The organism is Massilia norwichensis (assembly GCF_024753245.1).
Classification (GTDB): domain Bacteria; phylum Pseudomonadota; class Gammaproteobacteria; order Burkholderiales; family Burkholderiaceae_D; genus Telluria; species Telluria norwichensis.
In genome coordinates, this window is sequence record NZ_JANUGX010000010.1 from 84,389 (window position 1) to 105,766 (window position 21,378).

At 66.2% G+C, this 21,378-nt stretch carries 14 protein-coding genes; 3 read left to right on the plus strand and 11 right to left on the minus strand.

All coding sequences use genetic code 11. From position 1 onward, the window contains the following. Nucleotides 1-3 precede the first annotated feature (3 nt). From NX782_RS10550 to NX782_RS10565, 4 genes are read right to left on the minus strand one after another with little or no spacing between them, the layout of a single operon-like run. Nucleotides 4-1,104 carry an SGNH/GDSL hydrolase family protein gene (locus tag NX782_RS10550; protein WP_258845404.1) on the minus strand — a complete coding sequence of 367 codons (1,101 nt, stop codon included), beginning with the start codon at nt 1,102-1,104 and terminating at the stop codon, nt 4-6. An 11-nt stretch (nt 1,105-1,115) separates the two neighbouring features. Beyond that, nucleotides 1,116-1,436 carry a DUF5110 domain-containing protein gene (locus NX782_RS10555; protein WP_258845405.1) on the minus strand — a complete coding sequence of 107 codons (321 nt, stop codon included), beginning with the start codon at nt 1,434-1,436 and terminating at the stop codon, nt 1,116-1,118. Continuing rightward, a complete protein-coding gene (locus tag NX782_RS10560; protein ID WP_258845406.1) occupies nt 1,348-3,993 on the minus strand; it encodes a TIM-barrel domain-containing protein in 2,646 nt (881 codons plus the stop codon). The genes NX782_RS10555 and NX782_RS10560 overlap by 89 nt, the downstream gene beginning before the upstream one ends. 22 nt (nt 3,994-4,015) lie before the next feature. Next, nucleotides 4,016-5,719: a DUF5597 domain-containing protein gene (locus NX782_RS10565; RefSeq protein WP_258845407.1), complete on the minus strand. Its 1,704-nt coding sequence runs from the start codon at nt 5,717-5,719 to the stop codon at nt 4,016-4,018. A gap of 555 nt (nt 5,720-6,274) precedes the next feature. On the opposite strand from NX782_RS10565, the gene NX782_RS10570 reads away from it, so the two are divergent. The 3 genes from NX782_RS10570 (at nt 6,275) to NX782_RS10580 (ending at nt 12,699) form a co-directional block, all read left to right on the plus strand. Further along, entirely contained in the window at nt 6,275-9,343 is a 3,069-nt protein-coding gene (locus NX782_RS10570) for a TonB-dependent receptor (protein WP_258845408.1), read from the plus strand. A 99-nt stretch (nt 9,344-9,442) separates the two neighbouring features. Next, a complete protein-coding gene (locus NX782_RS10575) occupies nt 9,443-11,023 on the plus strand; it encodes an aldehyde dehydrogenase (NADP(+)) (RefSeq protein WP_258845409.1) in 1,581 nt (526 codons plus the stop codon). Between the two features lie 266 nt (nt 11,024-11,289). After that, nucleotides 11,290-12,699: a GDSL-type esterase/lipase family protein gene (locus NX782_RS10580; RefSeq protein ID WP_258845410.1), complete on the plus strand. Its 1,410-nt coding sequence runs from the start codon at nt 11,290-11,292 to the stop codon at nt 12,697-12,699. Nucleotides 12,700-12,748: 49 nt separating this feature from the next. On the opposite strand, the gene NX782_RS10585 is transcribed toward NX782_RS10580, so the two are convergent. From NX782_RS10585 to NX782_RS10615, 7 genes are all read right to left on the minus strand, one after another. Then, nucleotides 12,749-13,912, minus strand: a complete 1,164-nt coding sequence (locus NX782_RS10585; protein ID WP_258845469.1) for a sugar ABC transporter permease — start codon at nt 13,910-13,912, stop codon at nt 12,749-12,751. A gap of 43 nt (nt 13,913-13,955) precedes the next feature. Then, entirely contained in the window at nt 13,956-15,491 is a 1,536-nt protein-coding gene (gene xylG, locus NX782_RS10590) for a D-xylose ABC transporter ATP-binding protein (protein WP_258845411.1), read from the minus strand. A 138-nt stretch (nt 15,492-15,629) separates the two neighbouring features. Further along, entirely contained in the window at nt 15,630-16,640 is a 1,011-nt protein-coding gene (gene xylF / locus NX782_RS10595) for a D-xylose ABC transporter substrate-binding protein (protein ID WP_258845412.1), read from the minus strand. A gap of 64 nt (nt 16,641-16,704) precedes the next feature. After that, the gene (locus NX782_RS10600; protein ID WP_258845413.1) at nt 16,705-18,486 is read right to left on the minus strand and encodes an IlvD/Edd family dehydratase; all 1,782 of its coding nucleotides are present in this window, start codon (nt 18,484-18,486) and stop codon (nt 16,705-16,707) included. Nucleotides 18,487-18,514: 28 nt separating this feature from the next. Next, nucleotides 18,515-19,390, minus strand: coding sequence for an SMP-30/gluconolactonase/LRE family protein (locus NX782_RS10605; RefSeq protein WP_258845470.1), 876 nt, complete (start codon nt 19,388-19,390; stop codon nt 18,515-18,517). A 5-nt stretch (nt 19,391-19,395) separates the two neighbouring features. After that, nucleotides 19,396-20,187, minus strand: a complete 792-nt coding sequence (xylB, locus tag NX782_RS10610; protein WP_258845414.1) for a D-xylose 1-dehydrogenase — start codon at nt 20,185-20,187, stop codon at nt 19,396-19,398. A 10-nt stretch (nt 20,188-20,197) separates the two neighbouring features. Continuing rightward, a complete protein-coding gene (locus tag NX782_RS10615; RefSeq protein ID WP_258845415.1) occupies nt 20,198-21,376 on the minus strand; it encodes a fumarylacetoacetate hydrolase family protein in 1,179 nt (392 codons plus the stop codon). Nucleotides 21,377-21,378: the final 2 nt, after the last annotated feature.

Sequence of the window (21,378 nt, forward strand, 5' to 3'; positions counted from 1 at the left end):
CGCCTACCAGCCCATGCGTGCGCGAATAAAAGCCGCCAGCTTCGCCGCGTTCTCCTGGTGCTGGCGCACGCGCGGGTGCTGTCCATAGCCGGTGAACTCGAAGAACAGGGTGTCGATGCGCTTGTCGCCGTCGTCCTTGCGCATGCGCTCGACCGCCGCCATCACATAACCCGGCCACGGCGATCCCGGCCGGGTCGCATCCATGCTGCCCAGCGCGCACACGATGTAGGCTTTCGGATACAGCTGGCGGATGCGCCGCACGAAGGTCCGGTAAGCCTCGATGCGCGCATTCTCGTCCGGCTCCGGCTGCAGCTTGTGGTCGCGGCCGATCAGCCAGCTGTCGTTCTGCATCAGGTTGATGACCACCACCTCCGGTGTCCAGCGCGAAAAGTCCCAGCGGCTGTCGTTGTCGCCGACCGCGCTGAGCTGGTCGTAAAAGTCCGGCATCGTGAACGGGAACCAGCTGATCATCACGCCGATGCCGCCCTGCGAGGTCACATGCGCTTCGGCGCCGAGCTGGCGCGCCGCGATCTGGGCATAGGCCATGTAGCTGTTCTTGTCGGCCGGGAGGTCGTCGCGGCCGTTGAAGGGCGCCTCGTTGCCCGCGCCGCTGGTGATCGAGTCGCCGAAGAACTCGATCCGGTGCTTCGGCCGCGAAGGCGGCGGCAGCAGCGCGCCGCCATCGGCCAGCGCCAGGCCGCGGAACACGGTTGCCCCTTCCGCGCCTTCGGTGCGCTTGGTTAGCAGGAAGCTGTGCGCGCCGGGCGCCAGGCCCTGGGCTACCTGGTAGCGCTTGACGCCCTTCTCGGCCTGCAGCACCAGCGGCGCTTTCTGTTCGCCGTCGATGAAGACGTTGAAGTAATTCTGGCCGTTCTGGTCGTCCAGTTCGATCGCCAGCGAGCTGCCGGTGAAGTTGGCGGCGATCTGCGTGCCGGGCCAGGACAGCACCGGCGCGGCCGGCCTGGAGAAGTCGATACGGCCGGTGTACAGGAGCTTGCCGTTGTCGGGCGCGATCTCGACCTCGGCCAGGGCCGGGCCGGCGGCCAGCAGGCCGGCGAGGATCATTGCGAGGGCGCTGGCCCGGGTGCGGATTGGTTTTTTCATGGGTGCTGGGCTCATAATTTGACGGTGATGGGCGTGCCCTCGTAGCGCACGCTCTTGTCGTAGGCGTCGAGATCGGCGGCCGCGGCGGCGCCCGGGCGCAAGACGCGGATGCGGAACTCGCGCTGCTCCGGCATGCCCTTGTAGCGGCCGACCCGCTCGCCGATCGTCACCGTCCCGCTGCGCTCGTCATAACGGACCGGGATGCGGCTGTATTCGCCGCGCGCATAGGCGTTGGTCACGCCATCATCCTCGTACAGGCTGGTTTCGCCGTTTGCGCCGGCATAGACCTGCAGCAGCACCGGGGCGTCCGGCTGCTCGTCGACATATTGCATGACCGGCCCGGTGGCCAGCACCGCCCCCCGCCTTGACGAACAGCGGGATGCGGTTCAGCGGTGCCTCGACCGCGATGGCGGCGCCGCCCCGATAGCGCGTGCCGGTGTGGAAGTCGATCCAGTCGGCGCCCGCCGGCAGGTAGACCTGGCGCGAACGCGCGCCATAGCTGGTCACCGGGGCCACCATCAGGCTGGGGCCGAACATGTACTGGTCGCGGATCGCCTTGACCTTGTCGTCGTGCGGGAAGTCCATCACCAGGCCGCGCATCATGGTGCCGTCGTTGTAGTAGGTATCCGCCGCCATCGTGTAAGTATAGGGCATCAGGCGGTAGCGCAGCTTCAGGTACCAGACCATGGCGTCGCGCATCGCGTCGTCGCCTGCCGCCAGGTTGTAGATCTCGCGCTTGACCACTTCGCCGTGCGAGCGGAACAGCGGCGAGAAGGCGCCGAACTGGAACCAGCGCAGGTTCAGCTCGCGCCATTCCTTCAGGTCTTCCGGGTTGACCTTGCCGGCACCGGTACTGCGGTTTTCCTGGGCCGAGCCGACGTCGCCGACCTGGAAACGCGTCTCCTGCGCATAACCGCCGATATCGTGGGTCCAGTTCGGGATGCCCGACATCGACATGTTCACGCCGGAGGCGATCTGGTCGTACAGGTTGTTCCAGCGGCTGACCGTGTCGCCGCTCCACACCGCCACCGAATTGCGCTGGATGCCGGCGAAGCCCGAGCGCGACAGGATGAACTGGCGGGTATCCGGCTGGTCGCGGCGCAGGCCTTCGATCATGCCGCCCGAATGCACCAGGCTGTAGGGGTTGAAGGTCACTTCGCCGGCGCCGTAGACGGTGGGGCCGATCAGCTGCTTGAAGTCTTCCGGACGCGAGTTCGACAGGATGTCGGGCTCGGTGTTGTCCATCCACCATGCGTCGAAACCGAGGTCCACCAGCTTCCTGATCTGGCGGTAGTAGATCTCGCGCGCTTCCCTGGTGTAGGGATCGTAATGGCTGTTCTTGTAGCCCGGGCCGACCCAGTCGAGATCCCCGTTCTCGACATTCTTCGTCCACATATAACCCTTGGACGCCAGCTCCCTGTAGTTGTCGGTATTCGCGTAGAACTTGCCCCAGATGGAGATCATGATGCGCGCATGCTGCTTGTGGACGGCGTCGACCATGCCCTTCGGGTCCGGGAAGCGGGTCTTGTCGAAGTCGTGCGAACCCCAGCCGTTCTCGGGCCAGTAGAACCAGTCCTGCACGATGTTATCGAGTGGCCAGCCGCGCTTGCGGTATTCCGCCACCGTATCGAGCAGCTGCTGCTGGGTCTCGTAGCGCTGGCGCGACTGGCAGAAGCCGTAGGCCCACTTCGGCATCATCGGCTGCTGGCCGGTGAGCTTGCGGTAGCCGGCGATGACCCGGTCCATGCTGTCGGCGCTGATCACGTAGTAGTTGATCGCTTCGGCGATCTCCGACGACATGGTCAGCGAATGGCGCTCCGCGGCCGGCAGCGGATCGTTGTGGGTGATCGCCACCATGCCGCCGCTGGTCTTCCATTCCAGGCGCAGCTTGACCGGCTTGTTCTTCTCGAAGCGCACCTCGAAGTTGTGGTACCACGGGTTCCAGCCCTGACGCCAGACGTCCATCACCTGCTTGCCGTCGATGCTGAGTGTCGCGTAGTCGGACGAGTACAGCTGCATCTTGTGCACGCCGGGCTTGGCGCTTTCCATCGTGCCGTCCCAGACCACCCTCGCATCCTTGATGTCCTTCAGCGGCGGCAGCTCCTTGGGCCAGTTTTCGGCCACGTCCTTCAGGTACTGGTAGGCGATGTCCTTTTCGCGGCGGGTCAGCAGCAGCTTGTCGCCGCTGTAGTAGCGCGCCGTCAGGCCGCCCTTCGCACCGTTGTCGTCACGCAGCACCAGGTCGCGCGACATCCAGGCGTAGGGCTTGGGGTCGCCGAAGCGCGAGATGGCGTTGTTATCCCACAGCAGGCCGTAGTTCTTGTCCGAGACCACGAAAGGCACCGAGGCGATCATGTTGTGCTGGGCCAGCAGCACGTCTTCGCCGTTGTAGTTCATCTGGGCGTTTTGATGCTGGCCCAGGCCGTAAAAGGCATCCCTGGTGCCGTGGTTGAAGCCTGACTTGATCGCGAAATAGGGTTTGCCGCCCACCCTCACCGGCTGCATGCTCTCGGCGTCCTGCACCAGGATCGGCTTGCCGGCGGCATCGAAGAAGGACACCCGTCCATCCTTGAGCGAGGCCGCGGCCGAGATTTTGCCGGCCTTGAGCAGCACCGCACTGTCCTTGCCCAGCCGCGTATCGCTCACTTCGAAGCTGCAGGCGCAGGGTGCCGCCACCGTCATCAGCGAGGGCGTGAGCGTCTTGCCGGGTGTGTCGAGCTTGAGCACCTGGACGATGTTGTCGCTCATCAGATTCAGGCGCACCAGCCTGGCGGCGCCGCGATCCGGCTTCACCTCGATACCGGTGGCGGTTTTCTGCCAGCTGCCGGCCAGGGCCTGGGCGCCCGCGGACAGCAGCAGGACTGCGGTGGCGATTCTCGTGATCTGCATGTTTCTCTTGTCTCCGTTCTGGTTATTGTTCGACGCTTCCCATCGTGAGCTTGAGCACGGTCGGCTCGGCCGGCAGGTTCAGGCCGTAGTCGGTCTGGTCGCCGTTCCAGTTGCGCTCCATGATCCATTTGCCGGCGCCGTCGAAGCGCCCTTCCTCGGCCCGGACCAGCATCGTCATCTTGCCGGCGTTGGCGCCCGCGCCGGACAGCTTGATGCGCGCGCGCTGGCCCACCAGCACGAATTCGTTGGGCCCGGTCTGGGCGATGGCGACGCCGCCGTTCGGCGCGGCGCTGCCGTCCGGGTAGTCGTTCTGGTCCTTCAGCCAGGCGCGCTCGCCGAACTGGAATTCGCGGAACGAAACGGTGGCCTGCCAGCCGTCCAGTGCCAGGGTCTGCGGCGCGCGGTCGTCGCCTTCGGCCACGCCGTGGGTGCGGCCTTCGAAGCCCCAGCGCGCCCACAGGCGCTGCATCGGCGCGAAGGCGGCATACACCCTGGCGAAGGGCTCGACCATGCGGCGGTCCGTGTATCTGGAACCGAGCGGATAGTTGCTGTAGGCGGCGTAGTCGATGCCGAACGGCGCCACGCCCAGCGCACCGCGGCCGAGGATCTGGTACACGTAGCGCGCATAGCCGGCCGCGTTGCCCATCTCCGGCACCATCAGCGCATTGTCCGGCCGCTGGAAGCGTGCGAGGTTGGCGCTCACCTTGGCGGATTCCGGCATGTAGATGTCCGGACCGGCAAAGTCGATGTGCGGCGCGGCCGCCTTGTAGATGCCGAGCACATCCCAGGTCGGACCGCCGCTGGCGAAGTCGCCTTTCCATGGCGCCGCGGCTTGCGGCGGCGTGCCGGGCTCGCGCAGCGCATTGTTGACGAACATCGGCAGGTCGTAGACGGCGCGCCCGGCCTTCGCGATCTCTTCGATATAGCTGGCGATGGCCCAGCTGTGGAAGTACTGCTCGGCGTGCTCGCCATAGACTGCGCGCCAGCTCCCCTGCGCGGGCCGCCCGGCCGGCGGCGCCTGGCGCGCCAGCACCGCGGCCGGCACCTGCTGCGCGAACGCGGCTTCAGCCCGGGGCGCGTGGTCGCGCGCCAGGCGATAGGTCCCGACTTCGTTCTCCACCTGCACCATGATCACGGTGCGCTTGTCGGCGTCGATCCTGCGCAGGTGCGCCATCAGCGCCACGAAAGCCTTCCTGTCCGCGGCCAGCGTCGCTTCGCCGAACGGCGACAGGCAATAGCTCGGCTTGCCGTCCTGGTCGAGCATGCGCGGAAAACGCCGGTTGTCCAGCTTGACCCAGGCCGGCGCATAGGCCGGACCGGTGTTCTTCCAGGTGCCGAACCACAGCAGTACCAGCCGCACCCTGTTGCCGCGCGCTTCCTTTATCAAGGTGTCGACCCAGCTGAAGTCGAAGCGCCCCTCGCGCGGCTCGATCTGTTCCCAGGCCACCGGAATCGCCAGCGTATTCGCGTGCGCATCCCGGATCGCAGCCCAGACCCTGGGCAGCGCGGCCGGGTAGTTGCTGGAATTGTGGGCCTGGCCGCCCAGGACCAGGAAAGGCGCACCGTCGACCAGCAAGGCATGGCGGCCATCGCGCTCGACGATACGGGGCAGTTCGGCGGCGGCGGCCGGCAGCGCCGATGCTGCGCTCAGGGAGAGCACCAGCTTGAGCACCAGACTGCGCACCTGATTGAACGCCACGCTGGAGCGCTGGGGCGGATTGAGCATGGGTCTCCTGGCCTGTTATGCAATGTTAGCTGCTTATCCAAACATCGTAAGCCAGGAATGCAAAACATGGCAAGGCAAATGTTCACGCTAACATGCCTGTTCTTGTGCAGACTTATGCTGAGCGCATAGCCTTCGCCCATTCTTGGTGCAGTGCATCGGGTACTGAAGGAGCACCAGCATGGCCTGCGCCGGAGCGTCCGTCGGCAGTATTTCACGCTTTGGCGCCCACACAACGCCTCATGACCGGGCATTTTCCTGGACTGTCATGAAAACGATTTCTTGACTATGGTGAGCACATTCCTTAATGTTGCTACAAGCTAAGACGCGCCCAGCAATTTGTCCAGCTGGCGCACGGCACGGCGGCGAAACGAAAACCGCACTTTTCGAGTGCATTTTTCCCAATGAAGTGTTGTGTAATCACAAAACTTTCAGAGTTGTAAGCTTTCCATGGAAATTTTATGGTAGCGTATAACAACCAGTGTTAGCACCGAAGAGTAGTACTGGCGTGTTACGACCTGTTAGATATAAAAAAACCACCTATATCAGGGAGACAAAGTGAGCAAGTTCCAGAAGACTGCAATCGCCGCCGCGGTTGCGCAGGTTGTTGTCCTGTACAGCGGCGCGGCATGGGCCCAGACCGCAGACAGCACCAGCACCCAAGCCAATCCGGCCAAGGAAAACGTCGTGGTCGTCAGCGGCCAGCGCGCCGCTCTGCAATCCGCGCAAAAACTCAAACAGGAGTCGGACGAGGTCGTCGATTCGATCGTCGCCGAAGACATCGGCAAACTGCCGGACCGCTCGGTCACCGAGGTGCTGCAGCGTATCGCCGGCGTCACCATGGACCGCAACATGGCGGGCGACCCGAACCGCCAGGCCGTCGAAGGTTCCGGCGTGTCGGTGCGTGGCCTGACCTACGTGCGTTCGGAAGTCAACGGCCGCGACGCGTTCTCGGCCGGCGGCGGCCGCTCGCTCGGCTTCACCGATGTGGCGCCGGAGCTGATGGCCGGCGTCGACGTCTACAAGAACCCGTCCGCGGAGCAGATCGAAGGCGCACTCGCCGGCCTGGTCAACCTGCGCACCGCCATGCCTTTCGACTTCAAGGGTTTCAAGGGCTCGCTCGGCGTGTCGGAAACCTATTCGGAGCTGAACCGCAAAAAAGGCCCGACCGGCACCCTGCTGCTGTCGAACCGCTGGAACACGCCCTTCGGTGAATTCGGCGCCCTGGTCGACTTCGCCCATGCGAAGAACCCGACCCGCACCGACGCCATCGGCATCGATCCTTACTTCCCGCACGTGAACTCGCGCAACCCGGCCGAGTACAACCGCGACGCCACCAAATGGCTGCCGCTGGGCGGCGGCTTGCGCTCGCAAGAGTTCGAACGCGTCCGCCGCGGCGACTACGCCGCGTTCCAATGGCGTCCGAACCGCGACATCACCACCGCCCTCACCTACTTCAAGACGCGCTACAAGGAAGACCTGAGCGAACGCGTGGTGGCGTCGTCCGAAGACAAGTGGTACCAGCAGGTGGCGGGCACCGACGTCGTCTACGACAGCAATGGCGCCTTCCAGTCGGGTACGATCTCGAACCCGAGCTATGGCGGTTCGCCGTTCTACAGCTCGCGCCGCATCAACCAGCGCCAGTCCGACACCCGCGACCTCGCGCTGAACGTGCAATGGCGCGTGACCCCGGCCCTGACCTGGACCAACGACATCCAGCACGTCCGTTCCAACACCCGCGGCTTCGACGCCGACGTGTCGACCGGCTTCATCCTGCCGAACCAGCAGATGGACCTCACCGGCGACATCCCGCACGTCGGCCTCGGCTCGGCGCAGTTCATGGCGGATCCGAAGAACTACTACTGGGCCTATACCCAGGAAGCGCTCGACTACGCCAAGGCCAACCAGAAGACATGGCGCAGCGACGTCAAGTTCGCCTTCGACGACCCGGTGCTGCGCGACATCCGCTTCGGCGTGCGCATGGCCGACCGCGAAGGCGAAAACCACAAGGCCCAGAAGTTCTACAACTGGTCGTCGATTACCTTCCCCTGGATGGAAGGCTGGCAGATTCCTGGCGTCGCACGCCTGAGCGACCCGCGCTTCGCGGGCGGCACCGAGCTGGCCCAGATTCCGAACTTCTTCGACGGTAAGGTATCGGTGCCGGCCATGCTGTACCCGACCGATGCGCTGGCACGCGACTTCCCGAATGGCTGGACCAAGCTGCACGACTACCATACCCTGCTGTGCCAGGAGCAGGCGGCCGCCCAGGGCTGGGGCACCTGCGACGCGTGGAAGCCGGCGACCTTCGACACCCCGTCGGCACTGAACACCCAGACCGAGAAGACCCGCGCCGCCTATGCGCAGCTGCGCTTCGGCTTCGACGACCTCAAGTATCCGATCGACGGTAACGTCGGCATCCGCTACGTGCGGACGGCGAACACGACGCACGGCTACATCGCCTACGATCCGACCAACGTCAGCATCCCGGGCGACGTGCCGGTGGAAGGCGTGGACACGCTGGTCAACATCGCCAAGTTCGAGACCCCGCGCTCAACCGACACCTCGTACAACAACTGGCTGCCGAGCCTGAACCTGCGCATGAAGGTCAACGACCAGCTGCAGTTCCGCTTCGCTGCCGCCAAGGCCATGGCGCGTCCGGACTTCAACCAGCTGCAGTCGCTGACCACCCTGAGCTCGCCGGCCAACCAGCTGACGATCAAGGATCCGGTCACGCTGGCCGACCAGCGCGTGGTCTTCAGCGGTAACAACCTGACCGGTACCAGCGACGGCAACCCGCTGCTCAAGCCGGTCACCGCGACCAATATCGACCTGACCGCCGAGTGGTACTTCGCCAAGGCCGGCTCGCTGACCGTGTCCGCGTTCAACAAGGACATCAAGAACATCATCGTGAACACCACCTACGGTTACACGGTGAAGGATGTCAACGGCAAGGACCAGACCTTCGCGGTGACCCACCCGATCAATGGCGCGCACGGCTATGCCCGCGGCTTCGAGATCGCGCACCAGCAGTACTACGACTTCGTGCCCGACTGGCTGCGCGGTATCGGCACCCAGGCCAGCTGGACCTATGTGTCCAGCGAGCGCAAGCTGAACCAGGAAGTGCCGGCCGCGTTCTGCGCGGGCAGCGACCAGTCGAACATGAACCTGTCGATGAACGGCTGCGACACCGACGGACGTCCGTTCGGCAACACCCCGCTGGAAGGCCTGTCGCGTCACACGATCAACTTCGCGGTGATGTACGAACAGCACGGCCTGTCGGCCCGCCTGGCCTACAACTGGCGCTCCCGTTACCTGGTTGCCGTCAACACCTGGGGCAGCCGCGGCAACAACGGCCTGAACACGAACCCGGCCGCCGGCGATCGCTTCCTGATCCCGACGCCGAACAGCGACCAGGCTTACGGCCTGCCGCTGTGGCAAGCACCCTACGGCCAGCTGGACGGTTCGATCTTCTACGACTTCACGGACCGCTTCCGTGTCGGCCTCGAAGCGCAGAACCTGAACAACGCCAAGACCCGCCAGCAGATGCAGCAGCATGCCGGCATGTTCACCCGCCAGCTGTACATGAGCGGTCCGCGCTACACGATCCAGGCGCAGTACTCGTTCTAAGCGCATGATTCGATACAATCGCTGATCTGATCCATGCACGCCGCCGCGTCCTTTCCGGGCCGCGGCGGCGCTTTTTTACCGCATCAACAAGGAGCCCCCATGCACATCCAAGGCGACATGATCATCGGCAGGCAAGCCGTGCGCGGCAGCGCCGGCGCGCTGCGTGCCTATAACCCGGCCACCCACGCCGAGATGGAACCCGCTTTCGGCACCGCCACCGAAGCGGACCTCGACCGCGCCTGCCGCCTGGCCGAACAGGCGCTCGACGCCTACCGCGCCGTGCCGCTCGAGCAGCGCGCGCGCTTCCTGGAGACCATCGCCGAACAGATCCTGGCGATCGGCCCGGTCCTGATCGAGCGCGCGTCCGCCGAATCCGGCCTGCCGACGGCACGCCTCGAGGGTGAGCGCATGCGCACCGTGAACCAGCTGCGCCTGTTCGCCAAGGTGGTCCGCGACGGTCACTTCCTCGAAGCGACGCTGGATTCCGCCCTGCCCCAGCGCACCCCGCCGCGGCCGGACCTGCGCATGCGCAAGATCCCGCTTGGCGCGGTTGCCGTATTTGGCGCCTCCAACTTCCCGCTGGCCTTCTCGGTGGCCGGCGGCGATACCGCGTCCGCCCTGGCGGCCGGCTGCCCGGTCGTGGTCAAGGCCCACAACGCCCACCTCGGCACCTCGGAACTGGTGGGCAAGGCGATCCTCGCCGCCGCCATCGAATGCGGCATGCCGGAAGGCGTGTTCTCGCTGCTGATCGGCGAAGGCAACCAGATCGGCGCCGACCTGGTCAGCCATCCCGCGATCAAGGCGGTCGGCTTCACCGGTTCGCGTAGCGGCGGCCTGGCGCTGATGCGCATCGCCAACGCGCGCAAGGAACCGGTCCCGGTCTACGCCGAAATGAGCAGCATTAACCCCTTCTTCCTGCTGCCGGGCGCACTGGCCGCCAACACCCAGAAGCTGGCCAGCGGCTTCGTCGATTCGCTGACCCTGGGCGTGGGCCAGTTCTGCACCAACCCGGGCCTGGTGATCGGCCTCGAAGGCGAGGCCTTCAACGCCTTCTGCGTGGCCGCCGCCGAGGCGCTGCAGGCGAAAACCGCCGGCACCATGCTGACCGCCGGCATCCACAAGGCCTATGTCGATGCCGTCGAGCGCCGCGCCGGTATCGAGGGCGTGCAGCTGCTGGCGCGCGGCGGCGAGCAAGGCGCCGGCTGCGCCGCCCAGGCCGCGCTCTACCAGTGCGACGCCGCGACCTTCCTGGCCAACCCGGCGCTGGAAGAAGAGATCTTCGGCCCGGCCTCGATCCTGGTGCGCTGCCGCGACGAAGCCGAGATGCTGGCCGTGGCCCAGCACGTGGAAGGCCAGCTGACCGCGACCATCCACGCTACCGCGAGCGACCGCGCCCTCGCCGGCAAGCTGCTGCCGACGCTGGAACGCAAGGCCGGCCGCATCCTGTTCAACGGCTTCCCGACCGGTGTCGAGGTCTCGCACGCGATGGTGCATGGTGGTCCCTTCCCGGCCACCTCGGACAGCCGCACGACCTCGGTCGGCGCCACCGCGATCGAGCGCTTCCTGCGTCCTGTGTGCTATCAGGATGTGCCGTCGGAGCTGCTGCCGGAAGAGCTGCGGGATGACAATCCGCTGGGTCTGGCCCGTGTAGTCGATGGCGAGTTGACGATCACGGCGTGATGCGCCTGTAGCAACGCTGGACGCCGCAGTCTCGCGTCCTCTGAAAAGCCGACCATGTTCATGGTCGGTTTTTTTTTCACCTTCGAAGGCTGCGTGGTAGCCGTCCGGCTACATCAGCTCGATGCGATTGAGCGCCCTCAAGCGGAAGCCAGGATTTTTTCTAGCGAACTGAGCAGCTCCTAAAATGACCCGGCATGCATACCGGCGCGTTGCGCCGTGAGGTGGAAACCGGTACGCAGCCATTTCTCACACCACAGGAGAGGGTCATGAACGACAAGGACGAATTGCAGCAGCACCAGGATGGTGTCGCGCCCCCGCGCCGGCGCTTTTTGCATACCGCTGCCGGTCTCGCGGCACTGGCCGGCGGCGTGGGTCTGGCCAGCGAGCAGGCCTACGCCGCCGGCGACGGCGCCCGGCAAGGCGCCAACGGCCGCGGCGACTGGGTCACGACATGGGCCGGGGTCGCGCACGGCACCTACCCGACCGGCACGGCCATCCTGCAGCCGAACCTGAGCTTCGCCTTCCCCGACGGGGCGACCAGCGCGAATGACCAGAGCTTTCGTCTGATGGTACGGCCCACTGTCTGGGGCGACACTTTCCGGCTGCGCTTCAGCAATGTGTTCGGCACCCAGCCGCTCACGCTGGACGACGTGTACCTGGGCTTGCAGGCCAGCGCCGGCACGATCGAGGAGGACACCAACACGCGGGTTTCCTTCCGTGGCGGGCGGCGCAGGGTCGTCATCCCGGCGGGTCAACTGCTGTGGAGCGACCCGGTCTCGGTCGATTTCGCCGGCGATCCCGAAAAGCGCCTGCTGTTCGGCCGCAAGCTGGCGATCAGCTTCCATGTGGTCGGCAACAGCGGCCCGATGACCTGGCACTCGAAGGCCCTGCAGACCAACTACATCTCCGCGCCGGGCGCCGGCTCGCACAGCGAGGATGAAAGCGACGAAGCCTTCCCCTACACCAGCACGTCCTGGTATTTCCTGGATGCCGTGGATACGCGCGGCGTGCGCAACGCGGTCACCGTCGTGACGCTCGGCGATTCGATCACCGACGGCACCGGCTCGACGCTCAACGGCGACGACCGCTGGCCCGACGACCTCGCGCGCCGGCTGCGCGAAGCCTATGGCAACCAGGTCGCCGTGGCCAACGCCGGCATCGGCGGCAACCGGATCCTGACCGATGCCGGCGCCGGCGGCCCCCCTGCCCTGAGCCGGCTCGAGCGCGACGTCCTGGGCCTGTCCGGCGTGACGGCCGTGATCTGGTTCGAAGGGATCAACGATCTGAGTGCGGGCGCATCGGCGGAGTCGGTGATCGAAGGCATCCGGACCGGTGTGGCGACGCTGCGTGCGCGCCGCCCCGGCCTGAAGATCATCCAGGCGACCATCACCTCGAGCCTGGGCAGCACCAACGGCACGCCCGAACTCGATGCACGCCGCCAGGCCGTGAATACCTTCATCCGCACTGCCGGCATCTTCGATGCGGTGGCCGACTTCGACGCCGTGACGGTGGATCCGGCCACCGGCCGGCTGCGACCCGAGTTCCAGCCGAACAGCAGCACCGCGGCCATCGATTATCTCCATCCCAACCGTGCCGGCTATCTGGCGATGGCCGCGACCATCGATCTGGATCTGCTGGCGCCGCCGTATGGCGTACGCAGGCGCAGGAGCCGCTAAAAGAAAAGCCTGGCGCGACGATGCGCCAGGCTTTTACGATCACGATTACTTAGCGGCGTCCGGTACGGGTCGCCACATCCAGCCACACCGCCAGCGTCAGGATCAGGCCCTTGACGATCATCTGCCAGTAGGTGTCGACGTCCAGCATCGACATGCCGTTGTCAAGGCTGGCCATCACCAGCGCCCCGACCAGCGCGCCATGCACGGTGCCGGCGCCGCCGCGCATCGAGGTGCCGCCAATGAAGCAGGCCGCGATCACGTCCAGTTCGCCCGAGGTGCCGGCCGAAGGCGAACCGGCGGCCAGGCGGGCGGTGTTGATCAGGCCCGCCAGCGCGCACATCAGGCCCATCAGGCCGAAAATCCACAGCTTCACGGCGCGCACGTTGATGCCCGAGAGGCGGGTCGCTTCCATATTGCTGCCGACCGCGTAGATGCGGCGGCCGAACACGGTCTGGCGTGCGATGTAGCTGAAGATGCCCAGCAGCGCCAGCAGCACGAGCACCGGCAGCGGGATGCCTTCGTAGCTGTTCAGGGTCGAGATGAAGCCGGCCAGCACGATGCCGACCAGGGCCACGCGGAAGGCCAGGCGCCAGGTGGCAGTTTGCGGCAGGTTGTGCTGCGCCTGGGTCACGCGCTGGCGCCAGGCCAGCACGCCGGCCAGCACGAACAGCGCGACGCCCAGCGCCATGCCGAGGGTCGGCGGCAGGTAGGCCTGGCCGAGCTGTTCGAATTCAGGCGAGATCGGCGCGATGGTCGAGCCGCCCGTGATCCCCAGCACGATGCCGCGGTAGGCCAGCATGCCGCCCAGGCCGACAATGAAGGATGGGATGCCCGCATACGCTGTCAGGTAACCGTTCAGGAAGCCGAGCAGCAGACCGCTGGCCAGCACGATCGCCATCGATATCGGCAGCGGCAGGTGGTGGGTGACGTCGAGCACCGCCGCCGCCCCGCCCAGCAGGCCAAGCAGCGAGCCGACCGAGAGGTCGATTTCGCCGGCGATGATGACGAACACCATGCCGCAGGCGAGGATGCCGGTGATCGACATCTGGCGCATCAGGTTCGACAGGTTGCGCGCGGAGGTGAAGCCGCCGTCGGTCTTCCAGCTGAAGAAAGCCCAGATCAGGGCGATCGCGACCAGCAGCGCCAGGATTTTGTATTGCGTGAAGATCTGCTTGAAATTGATCGTGCCGCCCGTGGCCGGTGCCGCGCGCATCGATGCGGCGCCATTTGGCGCTTGCCCCATGGGTGCCTGTACTTTATCCATGATTGTTCCCTTGTCCGATTGCGGCCGCCAGCACCATCTCCTGGGTCAGCCCTTGATTCACGAAATCCCCGCGCAGCTTCCCTTCCCCCATCACCAGCACGCGGTCCGACACGCCGAGCACCTCGGCCAGTTCGGACGACACCATGATGATCGAGATGCCCTGCGCCGCCAGTTCCAGCATCAGCTTGTAGATCTCGAACTTGGCGCCGACGTCGACGCCGCGCGTCGGCTCGTCCAGGATCAGGACCTTCGGCCCGGTGAGCAGCATCTTGGCCAGCACCGCCTTCTGCTGGTTGCCGCCCGAGAGCGCCGTGATCGGCAGGCCCGGGCTGGCGGTCTTCAGCGCCAGGCGCTTGATCTGTTCGCCGATCTCGCGCGCTTCGAGGTTGCCGTCGATGCGGCTCAGGCGCGAATAGCGCTCGAGCACGGACAGCGTGATGTTCTCGCCCACCGACAGGTCGCGCACGATGCCGTGGTGCTTGCGGTCCTCGGGCACCAGCGCGAAGCCGGCGTCGATGGACTTCAGCGGCGTGGACGTGTTCACGCGCTGGCCCTCGAGCCAGACCTCACCCTCGTACGCGCCTTCGTAGGCACCGTAGATGGCAGTCACCAGTTCCGTGCGCCCGGCGCCCACCAGGCCGGCGATGCCGAGGATCTCGCCGCGCCGCAGCTGGAAGGAGACGTCGTCGACCTTCTTGCGCAGCGGCTGGTCCGGGTCCCAGCAGGTGATATGGCGGGCTTCCATCACGACCTCGCCGATCTCGTGCGGCAGGGTCGGGTACAGCTGGTTCATCTCGCGCCCGCACATCTGGGCGATGATGCGGTCGACGTTCATCTGCTGCATCGGCGTGGTGGCGATGTGCTTGCCGTCGCGGATCACGACGATGGTGTCGCAGATCGCGGCCACCTCTTCCAGCTTGTGCGAGATGTAGACGCAGGCCACGCCCTTGGCCTTCAGGTCGCGGATGATCTCGAGCAGGACTTCGATCTCGGCCGCCGTCAGCGAGGCCGAAGGCTCGTCCAGGATCAGCAGGCGCGCCTTCTTGTTCAGGGCCTTGCCGATCTCGATCAGCTGCTGGTGGCCGCCGCCGTAGTTCTTCACCGGCAGCACCACGTTCACATCGGGCAGCTTCAGCTCGCGCAGGATTTCCTCGGCGCGGCGGTTCATGGCCGGGTAGTTCAGGCGACCGCCCGGCAGGGTCGGCTCGTTCCCGAGGAAGATGTTTTCGGCCACCGTCAGTTCGGGCACCAGCATCAGTTCCTGGTGGATGATGATGATGCCGGCGTCTTCGGTGTCGCGGATCGATTGCGCGCGCAGCGGCTGGCCGTCGAGCAGGATCTCGCCGTCCCAGGTGCCGTGCGGGTAGACCGCCGACAGGACTTTCATCAGGGTGGACTTGCCGGCGCCGTTTTCGCCGCACAGTCCGATGCACTCGCCGGGACGGATCGCCAGATCGATCCCGTCGAGCGCGGGGACACCGTCGAATCGCTTCGCGATGCCCTTCATTTCAAGGAGGTAGCCGGACATTCAGAGACTCAGTTGTACGTATTAGGGAGGAGCGCGCATGATCGTCGTCCCCGCGCAGGCGCGGGATCCAAGTTTGTCGGCGTCTCGACAGCGCATGCAAACTTGGGCCCCCGCCTGCGCGGGGGCGACGATACTGGCTTATTTGCCGGCCAGCTGCGCCTGGGTGTAGAACCCGTCCTTGACCAGCAGGTCGACGTTGGCCTTGTTCAGCATGATCGGCTTGAGCAGGACGCTGTCGACCTTCTTGAAGCCGTTGTCGAGCTGGGCGTTGTAGGCCGGCTTCTGGTTGCGCACCAGCTGCACCGCTACGCTGGCGGCGGTCGAGGCGATCTCGCGCAGCGGCTTGTAGACGGTCATGGTCTGGGTGCCGGCGATCACGCGGCGCACCGCGGCGAGGTCGGCGTCCTGGCCCGAAACGGCCACCTTGCCGGTCAGCTTCTGGGCCGCCAGCGCCTGGATCGCGCCGCCGGCGGTGCCGTCGTTGGATGCGACCACGGCGTCGATCTTGTTGCCGTTGGCGGTCAGCGCGTTCTCGACGATGGCCATCGCCTCCGAAGCGCTCCAGTCCTTGACCCACTGTTTGCCGACGATCTTGATGTCGCCCTTGTCGACCAGCGGCTGCAGCACCTTCATCTGGCCTTCGCGCAGGATCTTGGCGTTGTTGTCGGTCGGCGCGCCGCCCAGCAGGTAGTAGTTACCCTTCGGTTTGAGCGCGACCAGCGACTGCGCCTGCAGCTCGCCCACTGCCTTGTTGTCGAAGGAGACGTAGGCGTCGACGTCGGCGTTCAGGATCAGGCGGTCGTAGGACACCACCTTGATCTTGGCCTTCTTGGCTTCGCGGATGGCGTTGTTCAGCACCGTGGCGTTGTAGGGCACGATGACCAGCACGTCCACACCGCGCGAGATCAGGTTCTCGATCTGGGCGATCTGGCGCTGCTCGCTGGCGTCGGCCGACTGCACGTAGACCTTGGCGCCCAGCTTGTCGGCGGCGGCCGTGAAGTAATCGCGGTCGCGCGCCCAGCGCTCCAGGCGCAGGTCGTCGATCGAGAAGCCGATCTTCGGATGCTGGGCGTCGGCGTGCGCCGTACCGACGCCGGCGGTGAACATCAGGGCGCAGGCCAGGCCGACGGCCTTGATCATCTTTTTCATTCTCTTGTCTCCTGTTGGTATCTATTTTCCGCTGCAGTCCGGCTCTGCGGCCGGCCCAGCCATTCTAGTGGTTATGGCGCGGCATGTCGTGTCCCACGCCGCGATAAGGCAGCGCCAGTTCCATGCAGGCGCCGGTGTGCAACTGGCCGACGGTGGCGCGGTAGATCTGCTGCCACGGGGTCTGGTTCGGCGGAATCGCCGGCGGTGCCTCCTGGCGGCGCGCCTCGAGCTCCGCGTCCGGAATCAGGACGTCGCAGCGGCCGGTGTTCAGATCCACCCGCACCACGTCGCCAGTACGCAACAGCGCCAGGTTGCCGCCCGCCGCGCTTTCCGGCGAAGCGTTGAGGATCGAAGGGCTGTCCGAGGTGCCGGACTGGCGGCCATCGCCCAGGGTCGGCAGCGCCATGATGCCGCGTTTGATCAGCGCATCCGGCGGCTGCATGTTCACCACTTCGGCCGAGCCGGGCCAGCCCACCGGGCCGGAACCACGGATCACCAGCATGGTGCGCTCGTCGATGTTCAGGGCTGGATCGTTGATGCGGTGGTGGTAGTCGTCCGAGCCGTCGAACACGACCACGCGGCACTCGAAGGCGTTTTCCGAACCCGGCGTCGACAGGTAGCGCTCGCGGAAGGCTGGCGAAATCACGCTGGTCTTCATGATCGCGAAATCGAACAGGTTGCCCTTCAGGACCATGAAGCCGGCGCTGTGCTTGAGCGGATCGGCAAACGGCCGGATCATCTCGCGGTCGAAGCTCTCCTTGCCCGCCAGGTTCTCGGCCATGCTGGCGCCGGTCACGGTCGGGCGCTGCGAACGCAACAGGCCCTGCTGCTCCAGCTCCCACATGATGGCCGGCACGCCGCCGGCGCGGTGGAAGCGCTCGCCCAGGTATTTGCCGGCCGGCTGCATGTTCAGCAGCAGCGGCACATCGTAGCCGTATTCCATCCAGTCTTCCGGCGTGATCTCGACCCCGGCATGACGCGCCATCGCGACGATGTGCGGCTGGGCGTTGCTGGAGCCGCCGATCGCCGCATTCACCACGATCGCGTCGAGGAAGGCCTCGCGGGTCAGGATCGTCGACGGCCGCAGGTCTTCGAAGGCCATGCCGACGATACGGCGGCCGGTGTCGTAGGCCATCTGGCCGCGCTCGCGGTAAGGCGCCGGAATCGCCGAGCAACCGGTCAGCGACATGCCGAGCGCCTCGGCCACCGCGTTCATCGTCGAGGCCGTGCCCATGGTGTTGCAGTGACCGGCGGACGGCGCCGAGGCGGTGGCGATGTCGATGAATTTCTTCTCGTCGATCTCGCCGGCGGCCAGGCGGCGGCGACCCTTCCAGATCGCCGCCCCCGAGCCGACCAGTTCGCCCTCGAACCAGCCGTCCAGCATCGGCCCGCCGGACAGCACGATGGCCGGGATGTCGACCGTGGCCGCGGCCATCAGTTGCGCCGGGGTGGTCTTGTCGCAGCCGGTGGTCAGCACCACGGCGTCGATCGGGTAGCCGTGCAGGATCTCGACCAGGCCCAGGTAGGCCAGGTTGCGGTCCAGCGCCGCGGTCGGGCGGCGGCAGTTCTCGAAGATCGGGTGCAGCGGGAATTCCATCGGGATGCCGCCGGCATCGCGGATGCCGTCGCGCACGCGCTTGGCCAGCTCCAGGTGGATGCGGTTGCAGGGCGCGATGTCGCTGCCGCTCTGGGCGATGCCGATGATCGGCTTGCCCGAACGGAGTTCGTCCGGCGTGATCCCGTAGTTCATGAAGCGCTCGAGATACAGCGCGGTCATGTCGATGCGGTCTTCGTTGTCGAACCAGTCCTGGGACCGGAAGCGGCGCGGGCGCTTTTGTTCGTTCATTTCCTGACTCATTTGCTGACTCTCTGTTTCATTCCTCGATGCGCAGCTTGTGCTGCGGCAGTCCCGGCGTCCCGACCCGGAACGTGAACAGGCTGCCGGCGAGCGGCTGCGCGGCCAGCTCTTCGCTGGACAGCCCCTTGCGCGCGGTGGTCGCATACACGGTGCGCAAGTCTTCGCCGCCGAAGGCCAGCTTGGTGACGTTCGCGCAGGGGAAGCGCACTTCGCCCAGCTTGCGCCCGCCCGCATCGAAACGGGCGATGCGCCAGCCGCCGAAAGTCGCCACCCACAGATTGCCCTCGGCATCGACCGCCATCCCGTCCGGATGACCGCCGTCGGCGATCTCCACGAAGGTGCGCTTGTTCGCCAGGCTGCCGTCCGGCGCCACGTCGAAGGCGTAGATGCGCTTGTCCAGCGTGTCCGTGTGATACAGGGTGCGGCCGTCGGGGCTCAGCGCCGGGCCGTTGGTGATGACGTAGCCCTCGTCCATGCGGGCGACCCGCCTGCCGTCGAAACGGTACAGGACACCGGTCGGCTCGACCTCGGCATCGTGCATCGAACCGAACCACAGCGCGCCGTTGGCGTCGACGTGGCCGTCGTTGAAGCGGTTGCCGGTATCGTCGGCTTCCACCTTCGCCAGCGGCAGGAAGCGGCCACCCTCATCGTCGAAGCGGTACAGGCCGTCGTCCAGGCCGCAGACCATGCTGCCGTCCGCCGCCGGCACGATGAAGCACACCTGCCCCGGCGCGTCCCAGCTGCGCCGGTCGCTGCCGTCGGCGGCGCAGCGATGGATGCGCCGGCCCTTGATGTCGACGAACCAGACGCGCGCGTGCGCGGCATCCCACAGCACGCCCTCGCCCAGCGTGGCCTGGACTTCCCACAGCGGGACCGGGGTGATGTCGTTCATCGCGCTCATGCGCCGTACCAGCCGGCGTCGACGAAGTATTCGCGGCCGCTGCAGTGGCGCGCGTTGTTCGAAGCCAGGAACAGGGTCAGCGCCGCCACGTCCTGCATCTCGACCCGCTCCGGCATGCACTGGCCGGCCAGGATGCGGGCCTCTTCCTCCGGGTTGTGCCAGAGCGCCTGCTGGCGCGGGGTGCGCACGGCGCCCGGGATCACGGTGTTGGCACGGATGCCGTATTTGCCCACTTCGCGGGCCAGCGCCCGGGTCATGCCCTCGATGCCGGCCTTGGCCGTCATGTACAGGTGCAGCTGGGTGTGCGGGATGTGCCAGGAGATCGAGCCGAAGTTCAGGATCGCGCCCTGCCCGCGCTGCTTCATCCCCGGCAGCACGGCCTGGGTGCAGAAGAACATGTGGCGCAGGTTGACGTTGATCCGGCTTTCCCAATAGGCCGGGGTGACGTCTTCGATCTCGTGGCGGTCGTCGTTGGCGGCGTTGTTGAGCAGGATATCCACGCCGCCGAGTTCTTCGTCGATGCGGGCGAACACCGCCTTCAGCTCGTCCAGGTCGGTCAGGTCGCATTTCAGGAACTTCGGCGGGTGCGCCGAGCCGCTCAGCGTTTCTTCGAGCTGGCGCGAAGCTTCCTCGGCGATGTCGAGGAAGACCACGCGCGCGCCCTGGCCGGCAAAAGCGGTCGTCAGCTCGCCGCCGATGCCGCTGCCGCCGCCGGTGATGACCACGCGCTTGCCTGCCAGGTCCGGATAGGTCGCGTAGGCAAAGGCTTGTTGTTTGGTGTCAGACATGAATTTCTCGTTAAATGAGGCCGCGTTGCGCCAGGTTCTTGTAGAGGGCGCGCACGCCGAAGGTCCAGGGTGCGATCGTGTCGCTGCGCTGGACCGTGTTGACCAGGGTGCCCAGCGACGGCGTCGAGATGCTGACGCGGTCGCCCGCATGGTGGGTGAAGCCTTTGCCGGGGGCGTCGCGGTCCTTGATCGGCGAGAACATCGTGCCGAGGAAGAGCATGAAGCCGTCCGGATACTGGTGGTGGGCGCCGCAGGTCTGGCTGACCAGGTCGAGCGGGTCGCGGCTGATCTCGCGCATGCGGCTGCGCCCTTCCAGCGTGAAGCCGTCGTCGACGCCTTCGATCAGCATGCCGACTTCCGCTTCACGCAGGGTGTCGAGCGTGAAGCCGCCGTCGAACAGACGGATGAAGGGACCGATCGCGCAGGACGCATTGTTGTCCTTGGCCTTGCCCAGCAGGAGCGCGCTGCGGCCTTCGATGTCGCGCAGGTTGACGTCGTTGCCGAGCGTGCCGCCGACCACCTCGCCGCGGCTGTTCACCGCCAGCACGATCTCCGGTTCCGGGTTGTTCCAGTGCGAAGCCGGGTGCAGGCCGACCTCGACGCCGTGGCCGACCGCCGACATCGGCTGCGACTTGGTGAAGACCTCGGCGTAAGGGCCGATGCCGACCTCCATGTACTGCGACCACAGGCCGCGGCCGGAGAGTTCGTCCTTCAGGCGCAGCGCGGCTTCGGAACCGGGCTCGATCTCGGACAGGTTGGTGCCGATCGAGGCCTGCAGCTGGGCGCGCAGCTCGCCGGCGCGTGCCGGGTCGCCCTTGGCCTGCTCCTCGATCACGCGCTCGAGCAGGCTGACCGCGAAGGTCACGCCGCAGGCCTTGATCGCCTGCAGGTCGCAGGGTGCGAGCAGGCGCACGCCGTTCGCCCCTTGCGCGCCGGCCTGGACCAGGTCGAGGGCGGCGCCCAGATCCTGGCCTTCGGCATCGCGCACGATGTTCAGCAGGTCTGCGCGGTCGAACAGGTCGGCCACGGTGGCCGCGTGGCGCGTGATATCGACCAGGCGGCCTTGGCGCACCGCCACCACCGCCGGGCCGCCGACCGCGTCGGCCGATTCGTCGCGCCACACGCGGCCGACCAGCAGCGCGGTGTCGAGGTCTGCGGGCAGCGGGCTGAATTGGATTGCTGTCGTCATGT